Source organism: Alteromonas sp. KUL17, assembly GCF_006538305.1.
Classification (GTDB): domain Bacteria; phylum Pseudomonadota; class Gammaproteobacteria; order Enterobacterales; family Alteromonadaceae; genus Alteromonas; species Alteromonas macleodii.
The window spans coordinates 101835-115186 of record NZ_BJKJ01000012.1 but is presented as its reverse complement, the minus strand read 5'-3'; the positions used below and the strand labels follow the sequence as shown (position 1 = coordinate 115186).

13 protein-coding genes are annotated in these 13352 nt (G+C 43.2%); 9 read left to right on the top strand and 4 right to left on the bottom strand.

Annotation, left to right across the window (positions count from 1 at the left end):
* Position 1: 1 nt before the first annotated feature.
* On the bottom strand, positions 2 to 352 hold the full coding sequence (locus tag KUL49_RS12285) for a rhodanese-like domain-containing protein (protein WP_131137459.1): 351 nt from the start codon (positions 350 to 352) through the stop codon (positions 2 to 4).
* Positions 353 to 536: 184 nt separating this feature from the next.
* Between KUL49_RS12285 and KUL49_RS12280 the strand changes: the two genes are divergently transcribed.
* Positions 537 to 848, top strand: coding sequence for a helix-turn-helix transcriptional regulator (locus KUL49_RS12280; RefSeq protein ID WP_014949816.1), 312 nt, complete (start codon positions 537 to 539; stop codon positions 846 to 848).
* Positions 849 to 944: 96 nt separating this feature from the next.
* On the opposite strand, the gene KUL49_RS12275 is transcribed toward KUL49_RS12280, so the two are convergent.
* Positions 945 to 1694 carry a PRC-barrel domain-containing protein gene (locus KUL49_RS12275; RefSeq protein WP_131137458.1) on the bottom strand — a complete coding sequence of 250 codons (750 nt, stop codon included), beginning with the start codon at positions 1692 to 1694 and terminating at the stop codon, positions 945 to 947.
* A gap of 192 nt (positions 1695 to 1886) precedes the next feature.
* On the bottom strand, positions 1887 to 2243 hold the full coding sequence (gene maoP / locus KUL49_RS12270) for a DUF413 domain-containing protein (protein WP_014949814.1): 357 nt from the start codon (positions 2241 to 2243) through the stop codon (positions 1887 to 1889).
* Between the two features lie 399 nt (positions 2244 to 2642).
* Between maoP and KUL49_RS20815 the strand changes: the two genes are divergently transcribed.
* The 8 genes from KUL49_RS20815 (at position 2643) to KUL49_RS12235 (ending at position 12294) form a co-directional block, all read left to right on the top strand.
* Entirely contained in the window at positions 2643 to 2810 is a 168-nt protein-coding gene (locus tag KUL49_RS20815; protein ID WP_014949813.1) for a hypothetical protein, read from the top strand.
* Between the two features lie 126 nt (positions 2811 to 2936).
* The gene (locus tag KUL49_RS12265) at positions 2937 to 3767 is read left to right on the top strand and encodes a LysR family transcriptional regulator (protein WP_131137457.1); all 831 of its coding nucleotides are present in this window, start codon (positions 2937 to 2939) and stop codon (positions 3765 to 3767) included.
* A gap of 72 nt (positions 3768 to 3839) precedes the next feature.
* Positions 3840 to 4190, top strand: a complete 351-nt coding sequence (locus KUL49_RS12260; protein ID WP_014949811.1) for a DUF2750 domain-containing protein — start codon at positions 3840 to 3842, stop codon at positions 4188 to 4190.
* A 124-nt stretch (positions 4191 to 4314) separates the two neighbouring features.
* Positions 4315 to 4548, top strand: a complete 234-nt coding sequence (locus KUL49_RS12255) for a DUF2789 domain-containing protein (protein WP_014949810.1) — start codon at positions 4315 to 4317, stop codon at positions 4546 to 4548.
* 68 nt (positions 4549 to 4616) lie between these two features.
* Positions 4617 to 6005: a ribonuclease J gene (locus tag KUL49_RS12250; protein ID WP_131137456.1), complete on the top strand. Its 1389-nt coding sequence runs from the start codon at positions 4617 to 4619 to the stop codon at positions 6003 to 6005.
* Between the two features lie 213 nt (positions 6006 to 6218).
* Positions 6219 to 7232, top strand: coding sequence for a hypothetical protein (locus KUL49_RS21190; RefSeq protein WP_242633824.1), 1014 nt, complete (start codon positions 6219 to 6221; stop codon positions 7230 to 7232).
* 32 nt (positions 7233 to 7264) lie between these two features.
* Positions 7265 to 10393, top strand: coding sequence for an EAL domain-containing protein (locus KUL49_RS12245; protein ID WP_242633823.1), 3129 nt, complete (start codon positions 7265 to 7267; stop codon positions 10391 to 10393).
* 221 nt (positions 10394 to 10614) lie between these two features.
* Positions 10615 to 12294 (top strand): AMP-binding protein, encoded by a 1680-nt coding sequence (locus KUL49_RS12235; protein ID WP_131137454.1) that lies wholly within the window; start codon positions 10615 to 10617, stop codon positions 12292 to 12294.
* A gap of 159 nt (positions 12295 to 12453) precedes the next feature.
* On the opposite strand, the gene KUL49_RS12230 is transcribed toward KUL49_RS12235, so the two are convergent.
* Complete coding sequence (locus tag KUL49_RS12230; RefSeq protein WP_131137453.1) at positions 12454 to 13107, bottom strand: dUTP diphosphatase; 654 nt, start codon at positions 13105 to 13107, stop codon at positions 12454 to 12456.
* Between the last annotated feature and the right edge of the window lie 245 nt (positions 13108 to 13352).

The window sequence follows — 13352 nt, the reverse complement described above, 5'->3', positions numbered from 1 at the left end:
GTCATTTTCGGTTTGCTTGGTTTATCGTGGGTACAGGGCATGTCACAACCGAAACGTTCTCATAGCCCATTTTTATAAGTTGCTCTGCTGCTAGTTTTGCTCGAACGCCCGACGCACAGTGAATATAAAGTGGCGCTGAAGCATCTTTAAACTGTTCCAGTGCCTTCATTTCGAGCACGCCGCGTGGTATGTGAAGCGCAGAAGGTACGGGCTGATTGGCAACTTCGGCACTCTCTCGTACATCAATCAGTATACCGCTATTGTTTCGGCACTCACTGGCCGCTTGCTCCGCAGATACAGTGCGTAAGTTATCGTCTATGTTTTCTATTCGAGTCTTCATGTCTATAAGCATACTTTTCCTTTTTGCCTAAACTTGGTTAAAATAAGTAAAATCTAATATATTGATGTCAGCGTAATAAAACAATGTAAAATACAGGGATTCGTCGCATAAATTGGCAGGTCGGCAAAATGTCTTATACTTTAGTATAGTAAATGGCTAAATTGGTGCCGAAATACTTTACAGATAGAGAGTGCTTATGTCCGAGGATATGGTAATAGGTTCAGATGATATAATGGAACACGCTGCGGAAGCCGAGATCTTCCTAAAGCAATTCGCGAATAAAACACGCCTTATGGTGCTTTGTTCGTTGCTGAAAGAGGAAAAATCGGTAACCGAACTTCTCGAAGTTGTTAGCGTCTCGCAGCCAGTGATTTCTCAGCATCTTGCTTTATTGCGAGAATCAAAGATGGTGGCCACAAGAAGGGAAGGTCAAACTATTTACTACCGCTTAGCAGACGAGCGCGTCAAGCGTTTGATTGCTTTGATGTACGAATTTTTCTGCGAGTAATTTTCTTTTTGTATCCTAAGCTACAATGTCCGCCTTCAACAACGGACATTGTAAAGTTCCTAACTAAAAATCGCCAACAGTGACATTCTTCGGTTATTAATTTCCGTTTTTATTCAATTGATCGCAAAGCATAGGCACATAGCCTTCTTCAGATATTTTTTCACTTTCCACTTCAGGTCTATCAACCAATTCGTCGTGACTTAAATTCACTACTACGCTGTGCGCCGCCCAGTCTATACTTTCAATATCGCTAGGCAGAAGTGCGAGATGTTTGCCACCCGGAAGCCAGTTGTTGGTATCTACCACTAGCATGATTATCTTCCAGCTCTCGGTGTCAATGACGAAGTTACTGATGTGGCCAACGTTATCAGTGGTTGTAGCAACTTCATATCCACCAACTTCGCCCACTGCTCTCAGGTGGTTGGTGCTCTTTTTCGGGTTTTCAGTTTCAGACTCTTCAGCGCGCTGTAATTCGACCAGTTCATTTGGATGTGCGAACTCCCCCCAAGCTCCTGGTCCAATCCAATAGTATCCGTAACCAAAATATTTGAAGAGATTTTCTTCGTATTCACGTGACACAGGCTTATGTTCGTCAATAGAGGGGCTGTTTTTTAATGTATCAACTGTCATATTGATATGAACAGACTCACTATCTTCATCTAACTGTTTGACAGATATAGGTGATATCACCACTTTACGGCTAAGCGGTAGCCAAGTATTGGTATCTGCGACCAAGTAGCGAACAGTGAAGGTTTCGTCATCGAAAAGGATATCGCGGATGCCGCCCACTTTGTCATCAAGGGCATGTATAGAAAAGTGAGTAAGCTGTTTTGAACTAATGATCATCGTTGCGCCTCCTTTGCATGGGCTCGTTTTTCAGAATGAAATGCACAATTCACTGCACATCACTCTGTATTACTACTAAGTGTAGACAGTCCTTAATGTTTCTTCATTTTGTTCTTGTCTGAAGTTGATTGAGATCATTTGTTCAATAACAAAAAAGCTCGCCGGAGCGAGCTTTTTAGCAATGCTGTAGCATTATGCTACATCGAATTCTTCATCAGAGTAGTCTTCATCATAGTCTGATTGGTTACTCGCACTGCTGTGAAGGGTGTAGAAGTGCTTTTTGCCCCTTGCTAATCTGACGTATTTCGCCCAGGCTTTTTCTAGGTTATTGCTAGCTTCAACTTTACCTGTAACGAATTCGACGAAATGTCTCTCATCATCACTTTCAGGCGACAATTCGCCACTTTCAAGTCCTAGCAGTGTTTTGCCGTAGTGGGTTAGAAGATCGGCTTCAGTGATACTGAAGTCACCTGATTTACGAAAACCGTATGGAAACTTCTGACGGTCAATATAAGGTTTTGCAGATTGTCGAATAGCTAAACTTTTCATGTTGTACCCAACGTAATGTTTTGTTCAGCGCACTTTTAAGATAATTAAAAACGAAGATAAAACAAAAGATTTTTCTCTTATCAATAAAAAATTTTTAACGGTATAAAATCTAACACTAAATTTTAGATTACGTTTGAAAAGTATACAGAAAGTGCGAGGGGATAACCTCAAGCGTGAGATGTCTAAGTTTTTGAAATTAAAGTAAAATGTAAGCTTTTATTTATTGGCCCTGCAACGGGCGTCGCTATTACACGAGCGTAAATGAGTTGGACGTTAAAAGTCTATGAAAATCACTGATGGGAATAATCAAAAATTCTTGTCGCTACGATGATTAAAATTCGTTTTCTATTTTGTCGCTTAAGATAATAATTGAGGTGTGTTAACAACCCAGAGAAGTCAATGAGTAAAGACTATCGTTACCAGCGTGATGAATGGGACTCGGTAGAAGAGGAAGATTTTCACGCTAAAAAGCCAAATTCCAAACGTCAAAGTACTGTAAAGGAAAAGCAGAAGCGTGACCTGCAACGCCGTGACAAACAGCGTCGCCTGCACCAAGAAGAGTATTAATTCAGCGAGTTGGTGAAATTTTAATAAAGCGTACCGTTTATAGCGGTGCGCTTCTGTGCTTTTGTGTTTACTTGCCGTATTATCTGTGTCAATTTAGACCCACTTTGATTCGGTTGTACAATAAGCATGGATATACGCTTTCTCACCACCTTTATAGAGGTGGCAAAAACTCGTCACTTTGGTAAAGCGGCTGAAAACCTTTACCTTACTCAATCTGCAGTCAGTGCGCGCATAAAGCTACTTGAAGAGTATTTTCATACCACGCTTTTTATTAGGCAACGCAACAGTATACAGCTCACTCAATCTGGTGAGAAACTTCTGCCTTACGCTAGGCAATTATGCGCAACGCTAAACGAAGCAAAACAAGAGCTCCAAATTCAATCCTCTGAATATGTTGTTTGCGGCGCAACACAGCTGGCGAGCGAGCTGTTATTGCCTCAGATGCTCAGCCACCTACACAACTCGTTTCCCGATTGGTCAGTAAAGGCTGAAGTTCTTACGTTAGATACCCTTTCGCGACAATTGCACGAAAGGGTGACAGACTTATCATTCTCCACTGAACCGTTGAAATCTGAAGAAGTAAACAGTGATGTATTGCTAGAGCAGGATTTGGCGCTATATAGAATTGGACAAGCGTCTGAGTCTATTGATGCAGCAGATTTTGTGGCTATTGATTGGGGAACTAAGGCAAGAGACTGGTTGCTTACTGCTTACCCTCAACTTCGCGATGCAAAGTTAAGAACCAATTCGTTGAATCTTGCGCTCAACAATTTACAGAGCGAAGGTGGTATAGCCGTATTACCGACCAACGTTGAGAGTCAGTTACCCGGTAGTGTGAAAGTGACCAGAATTGAAACGTTAGAAAACGTATCGTTTAAGGTGTATGTGCACAGCATGAAGCAAGTCAGACGAGTGGGTCTAGCAGAGATAATAGAAAGCGTGTCTAAAGCGTGTTAACCGCTGCCAATAAATTTACCCACGGTGCCTAATTTAAAGGCATGTGAATCGCAGAATTAAAGAGAGAAACTTATGTCACAATTACATCCTTTATTGGAAAAAAACGCATTTCAACGACTAGAAGCAAGCCTTGCAACAATTAAAGCGGAAGAGAAACTCTTCATTCTTAAAGATGAGCACGGCTGCGTAATGCTAACTACTGATGAAGAAGATGGTGTTCCGGTTTGGCCTGATGCTGAATTAGCACTCTTGTGGGCAACCGAAGACTGGGCACACTGTGAAGCGATGGAATTAAGCACCGAAGAGTTTTTGACTAAGTGGGTGCCGGGCATGACGCAAGATGAATTAATGGTCATTGTATGTCCTGTACCTGCTGAAGAAGGAGAGGTGATTACGCCAGAAGAGTTCGCTGACTACCTTTAAGATGTGATCTCAAGGGGAAGACAAAGGGTAATTATCCAGTAAGCAAATGGGGCATAATAAAGTTAGTTGGGTACAACGTATCTGGCGTTTATTGTGCCCTTAATTGATAACCCAAGGAGGCGTTATGTTTACTGAGCAACCCACAATGAATAGTCTATTCAGCCAACTAGGTTTAGGAAGTTCAGACGAAGAAATTGCTGAATTTTTTGAAACACATCGAGGGCTGAATAAGAGCCAACATCTTCATGAAGCGCCTTATTGGAATGAAAGTCAGTCTGCATTTTTGAAAGATGCCATTGTTGAAGACGCTGCGTGGGCCGAAGTAATAGACCAACTTAATGCTGAATTGCACGAATGATGGCTCTGCGCTCATAGATTTAAACGTCAAACTAATATTCAAAGCTCTGAGAGAAGGTAATAGCCGTTTTGTTGCACCTATCTGCTGATGATTTGTGGTTTCTTCCGTTAGGCGGAACGGGCGAAATTGGGATGAACCTCAATTTGTATGGTCACGATGGTCAATGGTTAATGGTTGACTGTGGGGTTTCTTTTGATGAGCCTCTCGTACCTGCCTACAAAGGCGTCATCCAAGCGTCTAACGAGAATACGTTCAAAGCCACTACGCATCGCGTTGTGGCTCCGGACCCTTCATTTATTGCTAAACAAAAAGAAGCACTAGCTGGCATTGTCATTACCCACGCCCATGAAGATCATGTAGGCGCAATTCCTTACCTTTGGGAACGTTTCCAAAAGCCAATTTATACTACGTCTTTTACCGCCGAAGTGTTAAGGCGAAAGCTTGCAAGGAGCAAATTGGCTAACCGTATTGCCATTATTGAAGTCGATGCAGGCGATACCAAGCAAATCGGGCCTTTTAGCGTTAACTGGCTAGCCATTACTCATTCGCTTCCAGAACCCTTCGCACTAAAAATCAATACACCAGTAGGCACAGTATTGCATACAGCAGACTGGAAAATTGATGCCAACCCCATAACAGGTTTACCTTTTGACGTTAGCCTTTACAAGCGACTAGGCAGTGAGAATATTCTTGCCATGGTTGGCGACTCTACCAATGCAACAAAACCGGGCTTTTCAATTTCAGAGAGAAATTGTTACGACGGCCTATTAAGCACTATCGCGCCGTTAAAGGGGAGAGCGGTGGTAGGATGCTTTGGTAGCAATATAGCACGGCTAATTTCGCTGGCTAAAGTCGCGAAGAAAACTAAGCGCTACATGGCGCTGTACGGTCGTTCGTTAATGAACATGTACGGCATTGCCAAGCAACAGGGCATTTGGCCAGACGATTTACCTGTGACCGATCCCCAACATTTAGGTTATCTTCCCCCCCATGAAGTTTTAGCCGTAGCGACAGGCAGCCAGGGCGAGAAAAATACCGCGCTGGCGCGTTTTGCAAAAGACACTCACCCTCACCTTAGTTTAGATAAAGGGGATACTGTGCTATTTTCTTCGATAGTTATTCCTGGAAATGAAGAAAGTGTAGGTCGACTAAGTAAAGCGCTGCAGGCAAAGGGAGTAACGGTTATTCACAGTGAAGATAGCACGCTGCCAATTCATGCCAGCGGTCACCCCTGTGAAGAAGAATTAAAGCTCATGTATCATTGGGTAAAACCTACCATTGCTATTCCGGTTCACGGCGAGCATCAACACCTTCAAGCACATGCAAATATTGCTAAAGCGTGCGGTATTAAAAAGACCTATGTAGGGCAGAACGGTGATTTGTACAGGCTAGCGCCACAGCCAAGCATTCGCAGGCAGGTTGTTCCAGTTGGTCGCATTCCTGTACAGCAAGAGTAAAATAAAAATATCGAAATAGCCCTAAGTGTATTTAGTCGGACGTGCCTTTTGCTTTTGTTCATATTGCACTCTTTAGAAAAATTAATTTTTATTTATCAATGTGATAGATGTTTCCTTCACGTTTTTAAAAACCTCATTTTAGAAGCTGCCCAAGTTTAAAACATTCTGTTACACTTCGGTTTATAATAAAAATTTAAAACGTGCGACCCATTTTTGATGAGATATTTCAACTATCTTTTACTGCTGGTTTTAGTTGTAAGCCTACAAGCGGTGGCCTCACCGCGACTGTCTAATCCCGTCTTTCAGTCTTTATCGACCAAAAATGGCCTTCCGCAAGATATCGTCAACGACATTGTTATAAACGAAGATGGCTTTGTGTGGATAGCCACAGAAGGTGGTTTGGTTCGTTGGGATGGAGTAAGAACTAAACGAGTAGCAGGTCCAGACAATTCTCTTATCGACTCATCCATTTATCGACTTGCTCTTCAAGGTACTGAAGCGTTGTGGTTTAGCGTGTACGGCAGAGGAGTTTATTATCTCGATTTAGCCACTCAGGATGTGGTGCAATTAGAGCCAACGTACTACCACGACTTTGAAGGTTTTGTGCAACATGCGGAAACCTTTCATTGGCAAGATGACACGCACCTTATCATTGCACTGACAGAAGAAGTGCATAAATTTAACACGCAAACTAAAACCCTTGAGCGAATAGCAAAGCTCCCTGAGCCGCTGTTGGGTAACAGCCAAAGCATCCGGGCGGCAATCACCGTTGAAGACACCTTACTGGTAGCCACTACATCGGGGGTGTACGTCAAAAATATCAACAATTTAGAACAGCCTTTACGTAGACTTGATTACCTGGGTGATATTCCCGAAAACCTCGATAACGCCAATGCAAAGTTTCTACTTTTAGACGATAAGGACAGGGTGTGGATTTCAACGGTTTTGGGCGTATTTGTTGCTCAGAAACAAGACTTTCTCAAGCAGGTACAGGGTGAAAAAGAACATGTCTTTACACAGGTCGTATCCGACAGAAACGTGTGGACGTTGGTTCAGTACAAAGACGCCGCTTTTTGGATGGGCACTAATAAAGGGCTATATCAGCTGAGTAAAAAAGCAGGTGGTTGGGAATACGAACACATCTTAGAACCGCATAACGGTTTCACCGAAATTTCAAACAAAAAATTATCGCCATTGCCAAAGATGAATCTGACAACCTCTGGTTAAGTTCAGTCTATGCTGGCGCGCTGTATTTCGGTGTGAAAAGTGCGGATATTTTTGCCATCCAGAACGAACGAGCAGGTGAGGCTAGCGTTTTGACTAGCCATGTGGTGTGGTCGTTTGCTGAGACTGAGCCTAATAAAATTTGGATAGGTACAGAAAATGGGCTTAATCACTATGATTTCTCGACAAAAAAGTCTGAGAAGTATCTGTATTCAAAAAGTGAAAGAGCGATTATCGGTGAAGGAGCCGTAGACAAAATTGTTCCAACGCAAAGTGGCGAATTGTTTCTCAATACGTACAACGGAATACGGTTGTTTGATATGGAAACAGGGGAGGCTAACCGGCCAGAGGTATTAAAAGGTGGCGATGACACTATATTTGATGCGTATGGCACGGGAATGATGCTTTCAGATAAAGGGGATTTGTACTTTATTGGCAACGAAGGTTTTGTAAAGTATGACGTGGACGAGAAAGAAATTTCCTCTTTAGAGCTGGATCCTCGTGTTTTTGACATAAATTTTTCATTGGGTTTTTTGGGGCAGTCTCATTACCACAATGATCGATTATTTTTTGCTACCGAAGGTGGTTTGTGGTTAATCGACCCAGAGACGTTCCAGCATGAATTGGTCTATCGATTCTCAGAGCTACAGCGTGGCCGAGATCGCTCTATATCGTCGTGGGTTATCGACGATATGGGTGTGCTGTGGCTTGCATACAGCGGCGTAGGGTTGGTTGGTATAGACGCAGACACGTTTGAGCCGTTGTACAACCTAAATGAATCGAATATTTTATTATCAAACATTGTTTACGGACTGCAAAAAGACGAAGCAGGCAATATCTGGTTTAGTTCGCACAAAGGGTTACACAATTACGATCCGTCTACCGGCCAAATTAAGAACTTTATCTACGGACGAGAGCTAAGTGTTTCTGAGTTTAACCAGGGGGCTTCGCTTAAGCTTAAGGACGGTCGACTGGCTTACGGTTCGACAAGCGGCGCTGTGGTTTTCTCTGCATCGCAATTGGAAAGCTTGGAAGTTGGAAGAAGTTTGCTCAGTAAGCAAACTGCTATAACGGAAGTTGCCGTAGACAATAGGGTGCTTAATCAGCCGCTTAAAAACCTAAGTGGACATCATTTCGATCTCGATTACGAAGATTATGGGTTAACAATCCATTTTTCGTCATTAGCGATGTCAGGCATAGGAAAAGTAAAGTACTACTACAAGCTGTTGAACGGTGATCGCGTCGTTACAGAAGGCGTGACTGACGATGCAAAAATAACCTTTACCAACATAGAACCGGGTGACTACGTTTTTTCTGTTGCCCCCACGCCAGGTAGTTTCGACTATAACGTGCTACCGGCTGAAATTACGCTTTATATGCCACATGCGCCTCTCCGTTCACCGCTTGCATATACTATTTACGCAGCGCTCATCGTAAGTTTATTCGTAGCATATTTACTCTCCCGTCAACGCCAACTGTTTAGACTACAAAAAGCTCAGCAGCAGGTAACGCTATTCAGTGACGCTTTTAGACAAACTCGAGACTGGGTTTTAATTTTTGATAAAGAAAAGCGTTTAGTTGCCGCGAACCCAGCTTTTGAACACGTGTTCGGCTTTAATAATAAAGAGCCGTTACCCAAGCAGTTGGCACGACTTTATTTGCGTTACCCAACGTTGAATAGACACCTTTCTGGCAAATTACCGGAAATGCAGGGAGGGGATTTTTGGAAAGACGAGGCCGTGATCGATGGTGCTGATGGCAAGCGCTACGACGTGCTTATTGATATAACGGCGGTAAGTGGCGAAAGTAATACTGCAGAGCATTACCTGATTGTTATTTCCGACATCACAGAACAAAAAAATGCTGAGCGCAAACTTCTGAAAATCGCGACCTACGATGGCTTAACAGGCTTGGTCAATAGAACATTGCTGCTAGACAGACTGGAGCATGCTATTGGGCTTGCCCGTCATCATGAGCATCGTGTGGCGGTGATGTTTGTTGACTTGGATAGATTTAAAGGTATTAACGACTCACTTGGGCATGACTACGGTGACAAACTGCTGCGCATTGTAGCCAACCGAATGCGAAACCTTGTGGCTGAGTCGGGCACCGTTGCGCGATTAGGTGGCGATGAATTCGTTATTGTTATTGAGGAAGTTAATGCCAATGACGACTTGAGCTCATTCGTGGCCCAAATCATTGAGTCAGTAGAAACGCCTATATCGTTAGCAGAGGAAGTGCTTCGTGTTTCTTGCAGTATTGGCGTGGCGTTTTATCCAGAAGACGCCTCTGAGCCTGCTGAGCTTATCAAGCAGGCTGATGTGGCCATGTATACGGCGAAGAAGGACGTATTAAGCGGCTTTACCTACTTTACGACAGACATGAATGAACGTGCCAAAACGCGTTTACAGCTTGAAAATAAAGTAAAACGTGCCTATTCAGATGACTGCTTCTTCAATCACTACCAGCCAATTATAGATGCCAGAACCAATACCACTATTGGGGTTGAGTTACTGCTGCGAGGAAAACTGGATAACGAGCCTCTTTTCCCCGATCAGTTCATTCCGGTACTTGAAGAATTGAAGTACATAATAGAAGTTACACGACAGGCAATGCGAAGAGCGGCAGAGGACTTGTCGTCCTGGTACAGCCAAGGGTTCACGGGGTTTGTCTCTATTAATCTATCTGCACTTCACTTCAAAACCGAATTCGACTTAACCGGTGTGCTAACCCTGCTTGATGAGTTCAATCTACCCAAAGAAGCGTTTCGATTCGAGATTACCGAAGGCGTATTGATGGATGACAGTGACAATGCGTTAAGACAGATTAATCGGTTTGTGAAAGAAGGATTTGTATTAGCCCTTGACGATTTTGGTACAGGTTACTCGTCTTTAAGCTATTTAAAGCGTTATCCGTTGTCGGTATTAAAAATCGACAAGAGTTTCGTTAACGAAATGGCGCCGGGTAATGCAAACGAAGCGCTGGTAACAACAACCATTACGTTAGCGAATAACTTGAATATGAGTTGTGTTGCGGAAGGCGTTGAAACAAAAGCGCAAGCAGAAGAATTGATTGGAAAAGCGTGTTATTTCCACCAAGGCTATTTCTACGCCAAGCCTTGTACCGCCGAGGAAGTGGCACCGCTGTTATTTAAAGCGTGGTAAAACGTCGATATTTACCGCGTTTTTCTAACAGATAAGACCATAAAGATTCAAAAGCCAAATCTATAAGAAAACTAAATTTAACCTCTAAAGCCTTGTTATTCGTCGCATAGAATGTAAACGCTTGTTTAAAAAGCTTGTTTTTCAATAAAAAATAGGGCTTATTAGAAGTCTGTGAAATCATTGTAAAAATGAGCTACATTATAACAACATATGAGTGACTTATGCCGCTAGACATGACAGCAAACGCAAATACCACGGAAGTAATAACATCGCCATTAAGTATGTTGTACCACTGGGAACAGAGCCGTGGGAACGACGTATTTCTTACGCAGCCTATTAACGGTGAATACCACGACTACACATGGAAGCAAGTCGCCGAACAAGCCAGAAAAGTGGCAGCACGTTTACGTGAATTCGATTTCCCGCAAGGCAGCCGTATAGGTATCTTTTCAAAAAACTGTGCTGAGTGGTTTATCGCTGATCTGGGCATTATGATGGCAGGTCACGTGTCGGTACCTATTTTCTCAACAGCCGGTCCAGACACGGTCCAGTATGTATTGAAACATGCTGACGTACAGCTACTGTTCGTTGGAAAACTAGATAATACTGCAGAACAAGTTGCCTCCATCCCTTCAGAATATTTAACGGTTGCCTTTCCTTATCCAAACATTGCTACTAAGCAGCAGTGGAAAGCGTTTATGGATATCGCGCCCATAACAGACTCGCCTGTACCTGATATGGATGATTTGATGACAATCATTTATACGTCTGGCAGTACCGGTCAGCCTAAAGGGGTGGTGCACAGTTACAATACGGCTTGTTGGGCAGCGCGTCGTTCGCTTGATCAATTGGGTATTAACCAAGACGATCGCACAATGAGCTACTTACCACTTGCGCATATTACAGAGCGTGTACTGGTCGAGCTTTCAAGCTACTACAGTGGTGGCAAAATTCACTTTGTAGAAGATTTAACTACCTTCCAACGGGATGTAGGTCACTGTCAGCCAACGCTATTTATTTCGGTACCGCGTTTATGGACGAAGTTTCAGATGGGCGTGTTAGCGAAAATGCCGCAGAAGAAACTGGATACGCTGCTTAAAATTCCAATTTTGAACAAAATTGTTGCGAAGAAAATTCGCGATGGCTTGGGCATTAATAACGCACGTTTGTGGGCAAGCGGTTCGGCGCCACTTGCTCCAGCAGTCATTGAATGGTTCGCGAAAATTGGTATCTACATTTCTGAGGGATGGGGAATGACCGAGAACAGTGCTTATGGCACCGGCAGTGTACCTTTCCGTCATGATAAAATCGGCTGTATCGGCAAGCCATACGACGGCGTAGACATTCGCACGTCAGAAGAAGGTGAGATTCAAGTTAAGTCGCCGTGCAATATGCTGGAATACTACTTGGAACCACAAAAAACGGCTGAAGTCTTTACTGAGGATGGTTATCTGCGCACTGGCGATAAAGGGGTCATTGATGCTGATGGCTACGTTAAAATTACTGGTCGTTTAAAAGACATCTTTAAAACCGCGAAGGGTAAGTATGTTACGCCAGCGCCGATTGAAGCAAAATTCATGGAAAACCCTATTGTTGAGCAAGTGTGTGTAACGGGGACTAATTTGCCTCAACCTGTGGCTTTGCTAGTGCTTAGTGAAGAAGCGCAGAAAAAAGACAAAGTAGGCATTGAAGCAAGCCTTAAGAAAACATTCGAAGCTATCAACGCAAAACTGGAAAGCCATCAAGTTATGGATCGCGTCGTCATTATGAAAAACGAATGGAGCATCGAAAACGACTTGCTGACTCCGACGCTCAAAGTAAAGCGTCATGTTTTAGAAGACCGCTTTGTAGATATTATCCAAGGTAGCTATAGCGACAAATTAGTTTGGGTTGACGCGTAAAATCGTCGTTGAGTCTTTTGCTTTGGCAATAATTAAAAAAGCTCTGTCTATGACAGAGCTTTTTGTTATCGGAAGGAGACGCAATAAGCGTTGAAACTGTGTTGGGCTATAAGTACTACAGCGAGGCTACATCGCGTTAAACGAAACGCACTGGTCGCTTTAAGAAGGGTAGCGAGAGCGTAACCCTTCATACACTAAGTCGCTAAACTCTGGCTTCGTTAAATCTAGGGCATCCATTACTTCTACCAAATGCTCGTTGTCTTCACGACCTTCCCACACTTTAACGTAAGTGCCTTCTTTATAGCCGTTATCTTGGCGGAAAAAATTAAGTACATTTTTACCTACGTACTGACGATACAGTTCGTCAGCTGACATTTCACACTGGCTTACGATGAACATGAATAGTGGCACGCTAAAGCGTTTGGCGGCGCAAAGGCCCGTCATGAGCTCTAAATTATCAAGAAGCGACAGATTTGACGCGTCGTAGTCTTTGCCATCAAAAATCACTAAGGTGTTGCCACTTGCCAGTTCAGAAGCAATACTTTTTGCAGATTCAGCGATATCGCCTTTATATTCAATAATGCAGGCACTTAGTGCAAAGTGCCAGATATCCACCAATTCCATCTGAAGCTGTGGCAAGTCTTTTTGCTGTGCTTTCCACCATTTCCAGCCGTGATGCTCAATTGCTTCAACTGACTCTACCATTGCTGCACGTAAGTATCCGTAACCAGCATTTAGCCAGTCTGGGTTTACTTTGGCGTTCATTTTATCCTGAAGAGAAAGCATAGTGGCGAGTTGTTGCGCGGTTAACATTGTTGCTCCTGACCGTGAAATTGTGTTGCGTTTCGTAAAGGCGAAATTGTACTTGAATGACGCTTCGGGAGAAACTGCTAAATTTACGACGGCGAGAGTAAAGCGCTTTCTTTAATGTCTGCTTGCTTGTGGTGCACTTGCACCACGGTAAAACTATGACTTATTGGTCATGTTTTCTATTTTTGTTTAAGTTGTTGATATTTCAAGTTTAAAAAGTTGGCATTCAACCTGCTAAACATAAAGCG

Coding starts and splice junctions, on each gene's coding strand:
- KUL49_RS12285 (WP_131137459.1), bottom strand. CDS start 352: ATGCTTATAGACATGAAGACTCGAATAGAAAACATAGACGATAACTTA.
- KUL49_RS12280 (WP_014949816.1), top strand. CDS start 537: ATGTCCGAGGATATGGTAATAGGTTCAGATGATATAATGGAACACGCT.
- KUL49_RS12275 (WP_131137458.1), bottom strand. CDS start 1,694: ATGATCATTAGTTCAAAACAGCTTACTCACTTTTCTATACATGCCCTT.
- maoP (WP_014949814.1), bottom strand. CDS start 2,243: ATGAAAAGTTTAGCTATTCGACAATCTGCAAAACCTTATATTGACCGT.
- KUL49_RS20815 (WP_014949813.1), top strand. CDS start 2,643: ATGAGTAAAGACTATCGTTACCAGCGTGATGAATGGGACTCGGTAGAA.
- KUL49_RS12265 (WP_131137457.1), top strand. CDS start 2,937: ATGGATATACGCTTTCTCACCACCTTTATAGAGGTGGCAAAAACTCGT.
- KUL49_RS12260 (WP_014949811.1), top strand. CDS start 3,840: ATGTCACAATTACATCCTTTATTGGAAAAAAACGCATTTCAACGACTA.
- KUL49_RS12255 (WP_014949810.1), top strand. CDS start 4,315: ATGTTTACTGAGCAACCCACAATGAATAGTCTATTCAGCCAACTAGGT.
- KUL49_RS12235 (WP_131137454.1), top strand. CDS start 10,615: ATGCCGCTAGACATGACAGCAAACGCAAATACCACGGAAGTAATAACA.
- KUL49_RS12230 (WP_131137453.1), bottom strand. CDS start 13,107: ATGTTAACCGCGCAACAACTCGCCACTATGCTTTCTCTTCAGGATAAA.